Source organism: Sphingomonas gilva (assembly GCF_003515075.1).
GTDB lineage: Bacteria > Pseudomonadota > Alphaproteobacteria > Sphingomonadales > Sphingomonadaceae > Sphingomonas > Sphingomonas gilva.
Map to the genome: position 1 here is coordinate 881,793 of NZ_QWLV01000001.1, position 17,823 is coordinate 899,615.

At 66.5% G+C, this 17,823-nt stretch carries 10 protein-coding genes; 6 read left to right on the plus strand and 4 right to left on the minus strand.

Annotation, left to right across the window (positions count from 1 at the left end; all coding sequences use genetic code 11):
• Positions 1-136: 136 nt before the first annotated feature.
• The 6 genes from D1610_RS04135 (at position 137) to D1610_RS04160 (ending at position 10,635) form a co-directional block, all read left to right on the plus strand.
• On the plus strand, positions 137-1,186 hold the full coding sequence (locus D1610_RS04135; protein WP_118862808.1) for a glycoside hydrolase family 43 protein: 1,050 nt from the start codon (positions 137-139) through the stop codon (positions 1,184-1,186).
• Between the two features lie 70 nt (positions 1,187-1,256).
• Positions 1,257-3,578, plus strand: a complete 2,322-nt coding sequence (locus tag D1610_RS04140) for a GH92 family glycosyl hydrolase (protein ID WP_118862809.1) — start codon at positions 1,257-1,259, stop codon at positions 3,576-3,578.
• 4 nt (positions 3,579-3,582) lie between these two features.
• A complete protein-coding gene (locus D1610_RS04145) occupies positions 3,583-5,013 on the plus strand; it encodes a glycoside hydrolase family 125 protein (protein ID WP_118862810.1) in 1,431 nt (476 codons plus the stop codon).
• Positions 5,014-5,015: 2 nt separating this feature from the next.
• Positions 5,016-7,358 carry a GH92 family glycosyl hydrolase gene (locus D1610_RS04150; protein WP_118862811.1) on the plus strand — a complete coding sequence of 781 codons (2,343 nt, stop codon included), beginning with the start codon at positions 5,016-5,018 and terminating at the stop codon, positions 7,356-7,358.
• Positions 7,355-8,323, plus strand: coding sequence for an ROK family protein (locus tag D1610_RS04155; protein ID WP_118862812.1), 969 nt, complete (start codon positions 7,355-7,357; stop codon positions 8,321-8,323). Before D1610_RS04150 ends, D1610_RS04155 begins: the two co-directional genes overlap by 4 nt.
• 2 nt (positions 8,324-8,325) lie before the next feature.
• The gene (locus tag D1610_RS04160; RefSeq protein ID WP_118862993.1) at positions 8,326-10,635 is read left to right on the plus strand and encodes a GH92 family glycosyl hydrolase; all 2,310 of its coding nucleotides are present in this window, start codon (positions 8,326-8,328) and stop codon (positions 10,633-10,635) included.
• Positions 10,636-10,651: 16 nt separating this feature from the next.
• Here the strand turns inward: D1610_RS04160 and D1610_RS04165 are convergent, their stop codons facing one another.
• From D1610_RS04165 to D1610_RS04180, 4 genes are all read right to left on the minus strand, one after another.
• Positions 10,652-12,277, minus strand: coding sequence for a DUF6311 domain-containing protein (locus D1610_RS04165; RefSeq protein WP_118862813.1), 1,626 nt, complete (start codon positions 12,275-12,277; stop codon positions 10,652-10,654).
• 133 nt (positions 12,278-12,410) lie between these two features.
• On the minus strand, positions 12,411-14,417 hold the full coding sequence (locus D1610_RS04170) for a glycoside hydrolase family 2 protein (protein ID WP_245941973.1): 2,007 nt from the start codon (positions 14,415-14,417) through the stop codon (positions 12,411-12,413).
• Positions 14,418-14,450: 33 nt separating this feature from the next.
• On the minus strand, positions 14,451-16,169 hold the full coding sequence (locus D1610_RS04175; protein WP_118862814.1) for an arylsulfatase: 1,719 nt from the start codon (positions 16,167-16,169) through the stop codon (positions 14,451-14,453).
• A complete protein-coding gene (locus tag D1610_RS04180; protein WP_245941974.1) occupies positions 16,166-17,584 on the minus strand; it encodes a sulfatase family protein in 1,419 nt (472 codons plus the stop codon). The genes D1610_RS04175 and D1610_RS04180 overlap by 4 nt, the downstream gene beginning before the upstream one ends.
• Positions 17,585-17,823 lie beyond the last annotated feature (239 nt).

A 17,823-nucleotide genomic window follows, 5' to 3' on the forward strand; every position in this document is an offset into this window, starting at 1 on the left:
TTCCGCTGACGTGTCCGGGGTGGTCCTCTCCCCATCTCCCCCAGGGACCACCCCGTCTTTTCTTGCCGATCGCTTGCCTCCGGGCGATCCGCCGCTCGATAAGCGGCGCCCATGGGGCTGGACGAAAGGGATCGGGATGAGAAGGCTGCTGCTGACGTTATTCGCCGGATCGATGCTCGCCATGCCCGGCGCGGCGCTTGCGCAGAATCCGATCGTTCCCGGCTGGTACGCCGATCCCGAGATCCGCGTGTTCGGCGACCGCTACTGGATCTACCCGACCTATTCGGACCACACCGACACGCCCGACGTGTCGAAGCGTTTCTCGGAAAAGCAGCAGGAACTGCGCAAGCAGCAGATGGTGCGCCCGTCCTACGCCATCCAGACCTTCTTCAACGCCTTCTCCTCGCCCGACCTCGTCAACTGGACCAAGCACCGCCATGTGCTCGACGTCGAGAATGTCGATTGGGCGGCCTATGCCGTCTGGGCGCCGTCGGCGATCGAGAAGGACGGCAAATATTACCTCTTCTTCGGCGCGAACGACATTCAGTCGAACGACCAGCTCGGCGGCATCGGCGTCGCGGTCGCCGACAACCCCGCGGGGCCGTTCAAGGACGCGATCGGCAAGCCGCTGATCAGCCAGTTCCACAACGGCGCGCAGCCGATCGACCAGTTCGTGTTCCGCGATAAGGACGGCCAGCATTACCTCTATTATGGCGGCTGGAAGCACTGCAACGTGGTGCGGCTGGGCGATGACCTGACCTCGATCGAGCCGTTCGAGGACGGCACGATATTCAAGGAGATCACCCCGCCCGGCTATGTCGAAGGCTCGTTCATGGTCGAGCGGGGCGGCGTCTATTATCTGATGTGGTCGGAGGGCGGCTGGACCGGCCCCGATTACCGTGTCGCCTATGCGATGGGGCCGAGCCCGGTCGGGCCGTTCACGCCCAAGGGCGTCATCCTGAAGCAGGATTTCAGCATCGCGCGCGGCGCGGGCCATCATTCGGTGGTCAACGTGCCGGGCACCGACGAATGGTATATCGCCTATCACCGCCGCCCGCTCGACACCGACAGGGGCGAGCACCGGCAGATCGCGATCGACCGTATGATCTTCAACAAGGACGGCACGATCCGGCCGGTGGTGATGACCAACGAGGGCGTGAAGCCGCGCCCGCTGGGCGGTTCGTGATCGTGCGCGCGGCGGACAAAAGGGGAGAGAGACTGTGAGGAACGGCCTGACCACGACATTGCGCGGAGCGATGACGGCGCTTCTTGCGGCCAGCCTCGTGCTGCCCGCGCCGCTGGCCGGCGCGGCGCTTGCGCAGCAAGCCGCCCCGGAAGCGCTGGTCGATCTGGTCAATCCGCTGATGGGGACCGATTCCGAATTCGCGCTGTCCTACGGCAACACCTATCCCGCGGTCGCCGTGCCCTGGGGCATGAACTTCTGGACCCCCGTCACGGGCAAGATGGGCAACGGCTGGGGCTATACCTACGACGCCTACAAGATCAGCGGGATCAAGCAGACCCACCAGCCGAGCCCCTGGATGAACGACTATGCCGCCTTCGAGCTGATGGCGGTGACGGGGCCGCTGCGCATCAAGCAGGAGGAGCGCGCATCCTGGTACAGCCACAAGGCCGAGGAAAGCCGCCCCTACAAGTACAAGGTCTATCTCGCCGATCATGACGTGACGGCGGAGGTCGTCCCCACCAGCCGCGCCGCGCAGTTCCGCTTCACCTTCCCCGAAAGCGACGACGCGCACATCGTCCTCGACGCCTATAACGAAGGCTCGATGGTGACGATCGACCCGAAGAAGCGGCGGATCACCGGCTATGCCCGCAACAACAGCGGCGGCGTGCCGGACAATTTCCACAACTATTTCGTCCTTCAGTTCGATCGTCCCTTCACCGTAACCCGCACCTGGGACGAGAACTGGCAGCTGCACGACGCGCTGAAGAGCGAGGGCGCGCATGTCGGCGCGGTGGTCAGCTTCAAGACCAAGAAGGGCGAGCAGGTCGGCGTCAAGGTCGCATCCTCGTTCATCAGCCCCGAGCAGGCGGTGCGCAATCTGGAGAGCGAGGTCGGCAAGGACAGCTTCGCCCAGACCGAAGCCAAGGCGCGCGCCGAATGGGAGAAGGAGCTGTCGCGCATCCGCGTGACCGATCCCGACATCGACAACCGCCGCACCTTCTATTCGGCGCTCTACCGGATGCTGCTGTTCCCGCGGCCGCTGCATGAGATCACCGCGGCGGGCAAGACGGTGCACTACAGCCCGTATGACGGCAAGGTGCACGAGGGCTATCTCTACACCGACAACGGCTTCTGGGACACCTGGCGCGCGGTCTTCCCCTTCTTCGCGCTGATGTATCCCGAGTTCGACAGCAAGGTGATGCAGGGGCTGGTCAACACCTACAAGCAATCGGGCTGGCTGCCCGAATGGGCGAGCCCCGGCCACCGCAACGTGATGATCGGATCGAACTCCGCGATCATCATCGCGGACACCTATCTGAACGGCGTCCGCGGCTTCGACGTCGAGACACTGTACGAGGCGATGGTCAAGAACGCGACCACCTCCGAGGGCCGGCCCACCGACGACCGGGGCCGGGTGCTGACCGCCGTCGGGCGCGAGGGTGTCGAATATTATAACCGGCTCGGCTACGTCCCTTATAATGTCGGCATCAACGAGAGCGCGGCGCGCACGCTGGAATATGCGACCGCCGATTTCGCGCTGTCGCGATTGGCGGCGGCGCTTGGCAAGACCGAGGACGCGAAGAAATACGCCGCACAGGCGCAGAACTATCGCAAGCTGTACGACGCTGAGAGCGGCTGGATGCGCGGGCGCAACCAGGACGGCAGCTGGGCGACGCCGTTCAACCCGCTGAAATGGGGTGATGCGTTCACCGAGGGCAATTCGCTGCATTACAGCTGGTCGGTGATGCAGGACGTGCAGGGCCTGATCAACCTGATGGGCGGCGACAAGGCGTTCGTCGACCGGCTCGATTCGATCTTCACCACGCCGCCTTTGTTCGACGACAGCTATTACGGCCAGACGATCCACGAGATCCGCGAGATGCAGATCGTCAACATGGGTCAGTACGCCCATGGCAACCAGCCGATCCAGCACATGATCTATCTCTATGACTGGGCCGGCGCGCCGTGGAAGGCGCAGTATCATGCGCGCAACATCATGGAGAAGCTCTACTCCTCCGCGCCCGACGGCTATCCGGGCGACGAGGACAACGGCCAGACCTCGGCCTGGTACGTCTTCTCCGCGCTCGGCTTCTATCCGGTGACGCCGGCGGTCGGCCAATATGCGATCGGCAGCCCGCTGTTCAGACAAGTCGAGCTGACCATGCCAGGCGGCAAGCAGCTGACCATCGAGGCCGAGAATAACGGGCCGGAGAATGTCTACATCCAGTCGGTAACCTTCAACGGCCAGCCGCACGACAAGACCTGGCTCGACCGCGAGGCGCTGCAGCGGGGCGGCACGCTCACCTTCGTCATGGGGCCGAAACCCAACAAGCAATGGGGCACGGGCCAGTCGGCCGCGCCCTTCTCGATGAGCGCACCCAAGGGGAATTGATCCGATGAATCTCAGCCGTCGCGATATGATGTCGGGCGCGGGCGCGCTCGCCCTGTCGGCCACGCTTTCGGGCGCCGCACTCGCCGCGCAGCAGGTGAGCAAGCGGCCGCCCAAGGGCGAACGGCGCTTCACCAGCAAGGCCGTCGAGGCGGAGATCGCGCGGGTCAAGGCGAAGATCGGCGATCCCGAGCTCGCCTGGCTGTTCGAGAATTGCTACCCCAACACGCTCGACACCACGGTGTTCACCGGCGAGGTCGGCGGCAAGCCCGACACCTTCGTCATCACCGGCGACATCAACGCGATGTGGCTGCGCGATTCATCGGCGCAGCTCCAGACCTATGTCCACCTGACCGGCAAGGATGCGGACCTCCGGCGGCTGTTCCACGGGGCGATCCAGCGCCAGGCGCGCTGCATCCTGAGCGATCCCTATGCCAACGCCTACACGATGGACCCGTCGGCCAGATCGAACCTGCCCGCCATCAACGACCTGACCGAGATGCGCCCCGGCGTCGCCGAGCGCAAATGGGAGATCGATTCGCTCTGCTACACGATGCGCCTCGCGCATGCCTATTGGACCGAGACGCGCGACAAGGCGCCGTTCGACAATGTCTGGGCGCAGGCGATGCGCGTTGCGGTCGACACGCTAAGGGTGCAGCAGCGCAAGGACGGGCCTGGGCCCTATCATTTCCAACGCGTCGACAAGTCGCCGACCGAAACCCTGATGTTCGACGGCTTCGGCGCGCCGACGCGCAAGGTGGGGCTGATCCATTCGGGCTTCCGCCCATCGGACGACGCCTGCAAATTCCCGTTCCTGATCCCGTCCAACCTGTTCGCGGTCTCGGCCCTGCGGATGCTCGCGACCGTGCTGCGCGACACGCGCGACGATTCCGCCTTCGCACGCGATTGCGAAGCGCTGGCTGGCGAGGTCGAGGCGGCGCTCAATGCCCATGGCAAGATGCCCGACGGCAAGGGCGGCGAGGTCTGGGCCTATGAGGTCGACGGTTATGGCAACGCGATCTTCATGGACGACGCCAACGTCCCCAGCCTTTCGGCGCTGCCGCTGCTGGGTTCGGCCGAGCGCGACGATCCGCTCTATCGCCGCACCGCCGCGCTCGCCTGGAGCGAGCGCAACCCCTATTTCTTCAAGGGGACCGCGGCCGAGGGCATCGGCGGCCCGCATATCGGCATGGACATGGTCTGGCCGATGTCGCTGATCACCCGCGCGCTGCTGAGCGATGACGAGGCCACCATCCGTCAGTGCCTCAAATGGCTGAAGACCACGCATGGCGGCACCGGCTTCATGCACGAAAGCTTCCACAAGGACGATCCGGCGAAGTTCACGCGGAGCTGGTTCGCCTGGGCGAACGGCCTGTTCGGCGACCTGATCCTCGACCTCGAACGCCGCAAGCCGGCGATCATCGCGGGGCGGATCTGACGATGCGGAACGATGTGCTGCGTATCAACCGTCGCGGCTTGCTCGGCGGCGCCGGAATGCTCGCGCTCGCCGGATGCGGGCCGAACGACCTGTGGGACGAACCGCCGGTTGCGGGCAGGCCCGACCTGTTCGTCGGCACCGGCGGGCACGGCCACACCTTTCCCGGCGCGTCGCTGCCGTTCGGCATGGCGCAATTGAGCCCCGACACCGACAATGCCCGTTGGGACGCGTGCTCGGGCTATCACCGCACCGACGGCTCGATCATGGGGTTCAGCCATACGCATCTGTCGGGAACCGGCATCGGCGACATGCTCGACGTGCTGGTGGTGCCGACGCGCGGCAAGCTCGAGCTCGTGCCGGGCAAGCTCGGCAGCCCCGATGAGGGCTATCGACAGCGCTTCACCGACGAGTTCGCCGAGCCCGGCTATTACCGCGTCGGTCTCGAATCCGGGGTGCAGGCCGACCTGACCGTGACCGAGCGATGCGGGATCAGCCGCTATCGCTTCCCGGAGGGGCCGGGGCATATCCTGATCGACTTCGCGCACATGATCCTCGATTCATGGGACAAGGGCGAGCTGATTGAGCAGGCGAGGATGGCGCTGGAGGCCGACGGCACGCTGACCGGCCACCGCCAGGTCAACCGCTGGGCCAAGGGGCGGCACATCCATTTCGCGATGCGGCTGTCGCGCAAACCCGACCACATCCAGTTCTTCGGCGACGGCGACACGCCGGCAGCGGACGGCACCACCGAGATCGCCGGCAAGCGCCTGAAGGTCGCACTGTTCTTCGACGATGCCGGCGGCGAGCCGATCCTGATCAAGACCGGCTTGTCGGGTGTCGCGCTGGAAGGCGCCAAGGCGGCGCTCGCGGCCGAAGCGCCGGGCTGGGACTTCGACGGCGCGCGCAAGGCGGCGCGCGACGTCTGGGCGCGCGAGCTGAACCTGGTGCGCGTCAGGGGCGGCACCAAGGACCAGCGCACGATCATGGCGAGCGCGCTCTATCATTGCTTCCTCGCGCCGACGCTCTTCACCGACCGCGACGGCCGCTACATGGGCCTCGACCGGCAGGTGCACCAGGCGCCCGAGGGCGAGCTGGCCTTCTCCACCTATTCGCTGTGGGACACGTATCGCGCGCTGCATCCGCTGCTGACATTGGTCCAGCCCGAGCGCTCGGCGACATTCACCCGCGACCTCATCCGCCAGACGCAGGAAAGCCCCTATGGCCCGCCGGTCTGGCCGCTGCAGGGAGTCGAGACCGGCACGATGATCGGCTGGCATTCGGTGGTGGTGCTCGCCGAGGCCAAGGCGAAGGGGATCGAGGCGGACTATGCCGCCGCCTGGCCCAACATCCGTCGCCGCGCCTTCGACCGCAGCTTCAAGGACAGCGACAGCTCGCTTGGCCGCGGCTACTATTACGATCTCGGCTACATTCCCGCCGACAAGGTGTGGGAGTCGGTCAGCCGCACCCAGGAATATGCCTATGACGACTGGGCGATGGCGGTGCTCGCCGATGCGGCGGGCGCGGGGGAGGATGCGGAGACGCTGCGCAAGCGCAGCCTGAACTATCGCAATGTCCTCGACGCCTCGATCGGCTTCGCCCGGCCCAAATTCTCCGACGGGACATGGTGGGCGCCTTACGATCCGATCCAGATCGGCCATGATCCGAAGAAGCATCGCGACTATACCGAGGCGAACGGCTGGCAGACGACCTTCCTCAACCAGCACGACATTTACGGCCAGATCGAGCTGTTCGGCGGCGACAAGGCGTTCGAGAACAAGCTCGACGCCTTCTTCAACGCGCCCTCGACGCTGCCCGACAACGCGCCGCCCGACATCTCGGGGCTGGTCGGGCAATATGCGCATGGCAATGAGCCCGACCAGCACGCGCCCTATCTCTACGCCTATGCCGGCGCGCCGCATAAGACGCAGGCGATGGTGCGGCGGCTGCTCACCGAGATGTACAAGGCCGCCCCGGACGGGGTGATCGGCAACGACGATTGCGGCCAGATGAGCGCCTGGTTCGTCCTCTCCGCATTGGGCTTTTACCCGGTCGATCCGGTGAGCGCGGTCTATGTCTTCGGATCGCCGCTGTTCGACGATGCCGAAATGGACCTGGGCGGCGGCAGGACGCTGCGCGTGCGTGCGCGCGGCAACGGGCCGAACGCGCCTTATGTCCAGTCGGTCCGCTGGAACGGAGAGCCGTGGACCCGCAACTGGATCGGCCATGCCACGCTGGCCCAGGGCGGCGAGCTGGAATTCGAGATGGGCGCGAGCCCCTCGCGCTTCGGATCGGCCAAGGCGGACCGTCCGCCGTCCTTCGGCCGGCCGGCGGAGACAGGCGAATGAGCGTCGCATCGACCGACAGACGCGGACAGCTTTTGCCGCTTGCGGGCGTCGAGCTGGGCGGCACCAAATGCATCGTCACCCTTGCGCACGGTCCCGGCGCGATCCTCGACCAGCGAACGGTTCCGACGACCACGCCCGACGAGACGCTGCCGGCGATCGTCGCGATCCTGCGGGAATGGCGGGCGGGGAGCGGCTTTCGCGCCCTCGGCGTCGCATCGTTCGGCCCGCTGGAGTTGGACGCCGCGTCCAGCCGGTACGGCCAGATACTCAGCACCAACAAGCCGGGCTGGTCCGGCATCGACGTGCTGCACCATCTGTCGGCGCCGTTCGACGCGCCGACCGCGTTCGACACCGATGTCAACGGCGCTGCCCTCGCCGAGATTCGCTGGGGCTGCGGGCGCGGGCTGGAGGATTTCGCCTATGTCACCGTCGGCACCGGCGTCGGTGTCGGCCTGATCGTCCATGGGCGTCCGACGCGCGGGATCGGCCATAGCGAGATCGGCCATTTGCGCGTGCCGCGAACGGTGGGCGACACACACCAAAGCGTGTGCGGCTTCCATGAGGATTGCGTCGAGGGCCTCGCCTCCGGCACCGCGCTGGTGGAGCGGCTTGGCGGGCGCGCGGTGCGCGACGTTCCCCCCGACGATCCGGTCTGGACGCCGATCGTCGACGCGCTTGCGGCAATGTGTCACGCGCTGGTCTGCACGACCGGTCCGCGCCGCATCGCGATCGGCGGCGGGGTGGTGTCGGGGCAGTCCCATCTGCTGGGGCGGATCGAGACAAGGCTGATCGACAGCCTCAACGGCTATCTCGACCTGCCGAAATCGGGCGACTACATCGTCGCGCCGCTGCTCGGGGTCTCGGCCGGGCCGCTCGGATCGATCGCGCTGGCCGCCAACGCGGCCGAAAGCGCGAGCGGCCAGATCGAGTTTTCACCATTGCATGACCGGGCGTTCGGGCGATGATCATGGCCATGTTCCGCCCCCGCTTCGCCGCCGCGCTCGCTCTCATCCTCGCCGCCCCGCTGGTCGCCCAGGGGTATGACGATGTCGACCCGTTCATCGGCACGGGCGGGGAGGGGCACACCTTTCCCGGCGCGGTCTCGCCATTTGGCATGGTGCAGCTGAGCCCGGATACCGATACGAGCTGCGTCATCCGCGAATGCTATGACCATGCGGCGGGCTATCGGTACGAAGACCCGACGATCCAAGGCTTCTCGCACACGCATTTCTCGGGTTCCGGCCATTCGGACCTGGGCGACTTCCTGCTGATGCCGGTGGCCGGCGACGCCGTGCCGATCGAGCCGGGAGACGCGAAGAAGCCGGGCTCCGGCTATCGGTCGCGCTTCAGCCACGACACCGAAATCGCGCAGCCGGGCTATTATGCGGTCACGCTGAGCGATCCGGGCGTGCGCGCCGAGATGACCGCGGGGACGCGCATCGGCGTGCACCGCTATAGCTTCCCAAAAGGCAAGGCCGCGCATCTGGTGCTCGATCTGCGCAGCTCGCTGTACAATTATCCGGGCAAGATCCTGTGGTCCTCGCTCCGGCTCCATCCGGACGGCACGATCACCGGCTCGCGCGAGACGCGTGGCTGGGCGCCCGCGCGCAAGCTGTTCTTCGCGATGCGCTTCTCGGCGCCACTCAAGGATCACGCCTTTATCAGCACCGAAAAGGATGTCGCCTACAAGGGGTTCCGGGCGCCGGGGCACGGCACCGAGAACGTGGCCGAACGATCCGGCAGAGCGCTGGTCGGGCGTTTCGACTTCGGCAAGCTGGACGAGCCGCTCGAAGTGAAGGTCGCGCTCTCATCGGTCGACGAAGCTGGCGCGATCGCCAACCTCGAGAGTGAGGCGGGGGGCTTCGACGCAGTGCGGGCGAACGCCAGAGCGGCCTGGGAGAAGGCGCTGTCGGCAGTCGAGATCGAAGCGCCCGCGCCGATGCGCAAGAATCTGTACACGGCGCTGTATCACACGCTGCTCGCGCCGTCGGTGGCGGGCGACGCCGACGGCCGTTATCGCGGTCCCGACAATGCGGTCCACCGGGCCGACGGCTTCACCTTCCGCTCGACCTTCTCGCTATGGGACACCTTCCGCGCCGAGCATCCGCTGCTGACGCTGATCCAGCCGGAGAAGACCAACAGCGACTTCGTCCGCTCGCTCATCGCCAGCCGCAAGGCCAGCCCGCACGGAATCCTCCCGGTCTGGCAGTTCCAGGGGCAGGAAACCTGGACGATGATCGGCTACCACGCGGTTCCGGTCATCGCCGAAGCCTATCTGAAGGGCATCGGCGGGTTCGACGCGAACGAGGCGCTCGAGGCGATGGTCGCGAGCGCCACCTATGCGCCCTATGGCGGCCTGGGCGACTATATGAAGCTGGGCTATGTCGCGATCGACCGCGAGCCGGAAGCGGCGTCGAAGACGGTCGAATACGCCTATGACGACTGGACCATCGCGCGCATGGCCGAGGCGATGGGTCGCAAGGATATCGCCGCGGCCTTTTCCAAGCGCGCGGGCAACTGGCGCAACAGCTTCGACGCCAAGACCGGCTTCCTGCGCGCCCGCAAGAGCGACGGCGGCTTCCGCGTGCCGTTCGATCCCACCGCGATCAACTACGGCTCCGACTATACCGAGGGCAACGCCTGGCAATATAGCTGGTTCGTCCCCCACGATCAGGCGGCGCTGTTCGACGTGATGGGCGGCGACGCGGCGGTGGTGAAGAAGCTCGACGAGATGTTCGAATTCGACATGTCGGGCATCGACTACAGCCATGCAGAGGACATCGCCGGGCTGATCGGCCAATATATCCACGGCAACGAGCCGAGCCACCACGTCGCCTATCTCTACAACTATGCGGGCGCGCCATGGCGGACGCAGGAGCGGCTGAAGCAGATCGTCGACAGCCAGTACAAGCCGACGCCCGACGGCCTGTCGGGTAACGACGACCTGGGCCAGATGTCGGCCTGGCTGATGTTCACCGCGCTCGGCTTCTACCCCGTCACGCCGGGGAGCCTGGAATATGTCATCGGTCGGCCGTTCGTGGAACGGGCGACGCTGAACCTGCCGAACGGCAAGCGCTTCACGATCGCGGCGAATGTCGGAGAGGACCGGCCTTATGTCGGCCGGGTGCTGCTGAACGGCCGTCCGTTGACGCGCAGCTATCTGCGGCACGAAGAGATCATGGCCGGCGGCGAGCTTCGTTTCGAGATGCAGGCGCAGCCGAACCGGACATGGGCCGTGGCGCAGGCCGACCGGCCCTATTCGATGAGCCGGCGTTGATGCGATTGGGGGCGCCTCAGTTCGGGCGGGCGCAGTCTGGCGGTGGTCGCGGCTTGAGCGGCGGGATGACCGCGACTCCGTCGATGATCATCGCGCGCGCCGTGAGCGGCGGCGGAACTTTGCCCTGGAGAAAGATGTAGAGACGATCCGGCGCGGGATGTCCTGCGCGCAGCTGGGCGGCATCGGCTTCCAGCCTCCGCCGGATCGGCTCCATCTCACGCGAGACGGTGAAGAAGCGGAGCGGAACCGGCCGGCATGCCGTGATCGCGCGCCAGGCGATCTCTTCCTGAAGGCCCAAATCCATGTAGATCGCCGCGGGCTCGAACTGTATGTCCGTCGCCCGGTCGATCAGCGTCTTCCAACGCGGATCGAGCGTGCGATGGTAGGTCCGCCGATCCAGGGCATTGGCCGACTGTTCCCGCACGCTTTCAAGCATCGGCTTGAGGTCGATCGCCTGAAGCGCCAGCGCGCCGGCCAGCAGGAACGGCGCCGCGCGCGAGCGGCACGTCACCACGATCGCCGCGAAGGCGATGGTGTAACCGACGGGCCAGAACAGCCTTCCCGCCGCGCGCACCGGGTCGAGCGCGGCCCGCAGCCGTTCGGGTATGTCGATGACGTCGACAATCTGGCCGCGCCAGACGACCATTGGCCCGATTGCAACCGTCGTAAGCACGACGAAGGCGGGGATCAGCCATAGCAGCGGCCTGAGGCTCTCAATCCCGTCCTGGCCGGACCGCCGCTCGATGATGAGCAGCGCCGGCATGGCGACCAACAGCGCAAGCAAGCCCGCGCCCAGATAGTTCAGTCCTTCGAAATCATTGACGCCGGGTGCAGGCGGAGGCGGCGGCAGCAGGGCCGAATATCCCTCTTTGCCGACATTCCACAGCGCATCGAGCGGCATCCCGAACACGCCGTAGCCGAGCGTCGGAATCGCTGGCGTGAGCAGCCCGGCCCAGACGACGATCGCCGTAATCGTCCCGGCGACAATGGCTGCCCTGGCCGCAACGGACGCCCGATCCTTCTCGGTCGCCATCGCACGCAGCACCGCCGAGCCCCAGAAGGCGGCCGTCAAGACGAGCAGGTAAGGATGGATCAGCACGCTCAAGCCGAGGATCGCGATCCAATGCTGCGGCTGACGGCTCCGCTTCGCATCGAGGTAGGTCCACAGCACCCAGAGGATGAGCCAATGGGCGCACAGGTTGACGTGCCCCGGCCGGTTGATCAGCGCCGGCATGAAGGCGAGCAGGCAGGCCCCTGCCATCGCGCTCACCGGGCCCGGCGCATAGGGGCGCAGCAGGAGCCAGGCGAAGAGAAGCTGCAGGACAGCGCAGAGCAGGAGCCAGATGCCGATGAACTGAACATCCACCGGCAGCCAGGTGGCGAAAGGTTGAAGCAGGAGCGCCGCCAGAGGATTGCTGTCGGTAAAGGCGACCGGGATGCCTTCGGGCGCCATCAACAATGAATTGTGCAGCGATGGCCAGACCGGCTGGCCGCTCAGATAGGCGGCCAGCCCGATCAGCGTGATGCCGCGATCATTGCCGTCGAGCAGCCATCCGACATTCCCGGGAGCGAGGACTTCCCAATGCATCCAGGCATTGAAGAACGTCAGCGCCAGCAGCGCGCCGATGAGGAGCTCCGCCAAGCGTTCCCGATGCCTCAAGCGCGTAACCAATCTTCGATCACGCGCGGACATCCGGTTCTCCCGACCAACGATCTACCGTTGGCGCAGGGTGCTACTTCGATCGGCAGGCATCAGACAATGATGTCATGGCGCCTCACGGCTGTTCGAACAGCGGTGCGGCCATCTCCCTGAGGTCTGCGGGCGGGATCTTGGCGACCTTGCGATCATAGGTGAGCAGGCCGTTGAGCTCGCCTTCGACGTCGCTGGTTTCCGTATAGACCGCGGCGCTCAATCCGATTTCCTTCGCCTGGCGGATGATCTCGTCGAACTTGCGCTTGTAGCGGGCGCGATAGTCGGCGGGGTCCTTGGCGAACTGGTAGATGCGCGCATCGCGATCGGTGAACCACAGATGCCCCGGCACGGGCAGGCCGACGCCGCCATATTCGCCGGTCACCAGCGGCCTGTCGCCATGCGGCTCGGGCGCGACCGGCACCTCGTGATAGGTGTGGATGTCGTAGACGTCGGAGATGATGCCGGGACGATCGAACCAGCCGCTCGCCGAATTGACCAGGCGGCTCGGGTCCATCGCCTTGGCGAGGCCGCCGACGGCGTTGGCGTCATACTGGCCCCAGCCTTCGTTGTTGGTGACCCACATAACGATCGAAGGGAAATGCCGGAGCGCGCCGATCACGCGCGACAGTTCAAGCTGGTATTGCGACATCGCTTCGGAGGACATCGTCGCCTCGCGATCGCTGGGCCGGCGCACCGCCTGGTCGCCCAACGCGCCCGAGGGCATGTCCTGCCAGATCAGCATGCCGAGGCGATCCGCGTCGTGATAATATTGCGCCGGCTCGACCTTGATGTGCTTGCGCAGCATGTTGAAGCCAGCGCTCTTGAGCCATTCCATGTCGTAGCGCGCGGCTTCCGCGGAGGGCGGGGTGAGCAGGCTTTCGGGCCACCAGCCCTGATCGAGCGTGCCGTTCTGGAAGATCGGCTTGTTGTTGAGGAAGATCGCCGGCCGGCCGGTGCGCGGATGCTTGCCGGTCGAGATCTTGCGCATGCCGAAATAGCTCTCGACGCGGTCGCGCCCGCCTTCGGCGACACGCGCCTTGGCGTAGGCCTCGGCCTCTGCCTGTGTCATGGGCTGCGGCTGGTCGCGCGGCGGCAGCTCCATCCAGGGCGTGTCGACCTTCACCAGCTCCGCGGTCAGATCGTAGAGGAAGGGATCATCGGGCGACCACAGCCGCGGCTTGGGGATCGACAGGGTCGCGCGGCGATTGCCGCGGACGAGCGCCGTCGCCACCGTGCGATCGCCGGCGCGCGCGGTCAGCCGCACCGCATCGCCGGGCGTCGTCGCCGAGTTGAGCAGGACATCGACGGTGACCACGCCCTTGTCGATGTCGGGAGTCGCGCGGAGCTCCTGGATATGCAGATCGGGCACCGGTTCCAGCCACACCGTCTGCCAGATGCCGCTGACCGCGGTGTACCAGATGCCGCGCGGCTCGAGCGTCTGCTTGCCGCGCGGCTGATCGCCCGTCGAGGTGGGATCGGCGACCTTGACGACGATCTCGTTCGCGCCCTGCTTCAGATGCGGCGTGACGTCGAAGCTGAACGGGTCCGATCCGCCCTTGTGGCTGCCGATCAGCACGCCGTTGATCCAGACGAAGGATTCGAAATCGACCGCGCCGAAATGCAGCAAGGTGCGCTTGCCCGGCCAGTTGGCGGGAAGCGTGAAGCTGCGGCGATACCATAGCCGGTCATTGGGCAGCAGCTTGCGCGCGACGCCCGACAGCTTCGATTCGACCGCGAAGGGGACCAGGATCTTGCCGTCCATCGCGGCGGGCGCGCCCGCCGCGGTCGCCGGGGTGATGGCGTAATCCCAATGGCCGTTCAGATTGAGCCATTCTTTGCGCGCCATCTGCGGGCGCGGATAGCCGCGCCAGGCGTTCTCCGGTGTCACCTTTTCGCCCCACGGGCTCATGATCGGGCCGACATAGGCGGGGCCGCCCTGCTGCACCGTCGTCGGATCGGTAAAGCCGGCGGTGCCGGCCGCGGGGTTGGCGGGCTTCGCGGGGGGTAAGCCCGGGGTCTGCGCGATCGCCGCCGCGGGTGATACCGTTCCGAGCAGCAGCGCCGCCGCGAGCATGTGAAGCCGTGCCATGTCTTATCCCTTGTTCGTGTCTGTTCTTGCAGGTCAGCGCTTGAGCGTGCGTTCGAGTTCGGGCGTCATCACGTCCATCGCCTCCGGGCGTTCGGGCGTCTCGCCGCCGCCCCAGTTCTGGCGCTGGCCTTTGGGACCGTTGTAGCTTTCTCGCCACCGGTCGACGAAGCTCGCCGCCGCCCACGCGTCCCATTGGGCCGCCATCCGGCCGACCTGTTCGGGATTGCTCGCAGCGAGATTGCGCGTCTCGCTGCGATCGACCTGCATGTCGTAGAGTTCCCACGGCCTGTTGAACGGCGAGACGAGCTTCCAGCGGCCGTCGCGGACCGCGCGATTGCCTTCATGTTCGAAGAATATGGGCTTGCCCCGCGTGATCGCGTCGCCATGGAACGCGGGTGCCAGGCTGACGCCTTGCATCGGCACGATCGCCTTGCCCTTCGCCTCCGCCGGATAGCGCGCGCCCGAGACATCGACGACCGTCGCCATGATATCGACCAGATGGCCGGGCTCGCGCACGAAGCCGCCGTTCCGCGCCGCATCGATGCCCCGCGGCCAGTGCGCGATCAGCGGCGTGGCGATGCCGCCTTCCTGCGTGTGATGCTTGAAATATTGGAACGGGGTGTTCGACAGCGTCGCCCAGTTCATCCCGACGAAGATGCGCGAAGTCGCGCTGCCCAGCGGCCCGTCGCCGAGCGAACGCCCGTCGGGACCGCTTTCGGCGTTGCCGCCATTGTCCGCCATGAACAGGATCAGCGTGTCGTCATAGGTGCCGTTGGCCTTCAATCGCGCGACGAGATCGCCGACGGCCTTGTCCACCCGCGCGATGTTGGCGGCATAGGTCGCCATGATCCCGTCGAACCGGTCGCGATCGTCCGCCGATAGCTTGTCCCAATCATAGGTGTTGGGCAGCCGGGGCGGCAGGGTGACCTCATCGCCGAGCAGGCCGATCTGGCGCTGCTTTTCCAAACGGCGCGCGCGGAGCGTATCCCACCCTTCCATATATTTGCCGCGAAACTTCGCGACGTCTTCGGGCGGCGCCATGACGGGAAAATGCGCGGCGACGAACGGCAGGTAGAGGAAGAAGGGCTTGTCCTTCGCCCGCGCCTCTTCGATGAACTTCGTTCCCCAGTCGACGAACAGGTCGGACGAATACCAGTCGCCCTTGCCAAGTTCGTCCGAGCTCGCCGGAACGTCGCGGCCGTCGATCACCACCTTCCGGGCGGCGCGCTGCGGCTGGTTGCGGTAGTAAAGCTCGCCCACCGGCGACGCGAAGGAGCGGTCGAAGCCGCGCTGCACCGGCCCGACACCCTTCGACATGCCGAGGTGCCATTTGCCCGCCATCGCGGTGAGATAGCCTGCCGGCCGCAGCACCTCCGCCATCGTCACCACGCGATCGAGCAGGCGGCCGCGCAGCCCCTGCGCGCCCGGTATGTCGACCGGCTCGAGATGGCCGAGCCCTGCCTGGTGCGGATAGGTTCCGGTCAAGAGCGCAGCGCGCGACGGGCTGCACCGGGCATTATTGTAGAACTGGGTGAAACGCAGCCCGCCGGCGGCGAGCGCGTCGATATTGGGCGTCGGGATCTCGCTGCCGTAACAGCCGATGTCGGAGAAGCCCATGTCGTCGATCAGGATGACGACGATGTTGGGCCGCTTGGCCGAAGCCTGGGCGGCGCCCGGCGCAACACCGGCGAGCGCGGCGGTGGCGGCGGCTCCGGCGAGCAGCCAGAGTGCGTGACGTCGTGTGGCGTTCATTGCGGCAGCGTCCCTATCCAGCCGTCGAGCTGTGCCATCAGCCGGGCGCGAACCTTGGGCCGGCACGCGGCGAGATCGGTGGTTTCGTTCGGATCGGCATCGAGATCGTAGAGCTGGATGTCGGTGTGGTTTGGGTTGGCTAGCAACTTCCACTTGCCCGTGCGCATTGCGTAGAGGGGGGCGCGGTCGTGGGGGAGGGCGGGCTGGGGCGGGCGCTTCCTGCCCGCCTTGCCATAGGCCCAGAACAGCGCCGGGCGCGACGCCATCGGCTTGCCCGCCATCACCGGCGACAGATCGACGCCGTCGGCGCCGGCGGGGACCTGCACGCCCGCCACCGCCGCGAGCGTCGGCAAGAGATCGACGCCGTGCCCGACGCTGCGATCGTCGCGCAGCCCGGCGCGGATATGTTTGGGCCAGGCCATGATCAGCGGCTGGCGGATGCCGCCTTCGTAGTTGCTCCACTTGCGGCCGCGCAGGCGCTGCACGCTGCCCGGCGCGGTGCGGCCGTCCTTGTAGTAGCGCGGCAGCGAGGCGGGGCCGTTGTCGGAGGTGAGGACGATCAGCGTGTCGTCCGCCTCGCCCATCGCCTCTAGCCGGTCGAACAGCCGGCCGAGATCGCGGTCCATGCCGCGAAGGGCGCCGAGGTAGCGCGCATCGTCGGGATCCGCGGCCTTCGCCCGCGCCGCCTCCGCATCTGCGCCGTCGGGCGCCCAGGGATCGTGGACGTCGTTGAGCCAGAGCTGGACGAACCATGGCCGATCCCTGTTGCGCGCGACGAAATCGAGCGTCTTGTCGCAGTAGAGGCCGGTGAGCCTGCGCTTGACCTCCCAGGTCGTCGGCCCCTGGCCGAGCAGCTCGGACTGCCTGGAAAGGTCGTTCTCGTGGTCCGAGACGAGCACGCGCGGCCCCAGCCCCTCGAAGGTCGTGTAGCTTTCGTCGAAGCCATAGGCGGTCGGCCAGGGCGCATCGCCGATGTCGCGCCCGCCGCCCAGATGCCACTTGCCGAAATGCCCGGTCGCATAACCGGTCGCCTTGAGCATGCGCGCGACGTTGGGAACCGCGGGATCGAGCCAGTCGGCCTGACCGTGCGCGGCGTTGAAGGCGCGGCCGCTGACATAGTTGACGAAGCCAAGCTCAGCCGGGAAGCGGCCGGTGAAGAATCCGGCGCGCGACGGCGAGCAGATCGGCGCCGCATCGTAGAAGCGGGTCATCAGCAGGCCGCGCCGGGCCAGCCGGTCGATATTGGGCGTCGCGACCTTGCGGTTGCCCATCACCGACAGATCGCCGAAACCCATATCGTCGACCAGCACGAAGAGGATGTTCGGACGCGGCGCCTGACGGGGTTGCGCGGGCGTGGCCGGCGAGGACTGGGCATGCGCCGGAACCGGGGCCAGGGCGACGAGCGCGGTTCCCATGAGCATAGCGAGGCGAGCGGCGAGATTGCAGCGGCGTTGGTTCTGCCCGGTCACTATGCTCTCCCCTTTTCCGCGCCCCGCCTCGCGCTGGGATCGCATCCGCCGATCGAGGGTCTGCGCCCCCGCGGCGGATGCTATATCAGGAATTTGCCGCTGTTGAAGATGATTTATCTTATCTATGTGTATTTTGATTCTGAGCGGGCCTGAGGCAGGATGACGAGCATGGCTACCCTTGCAGC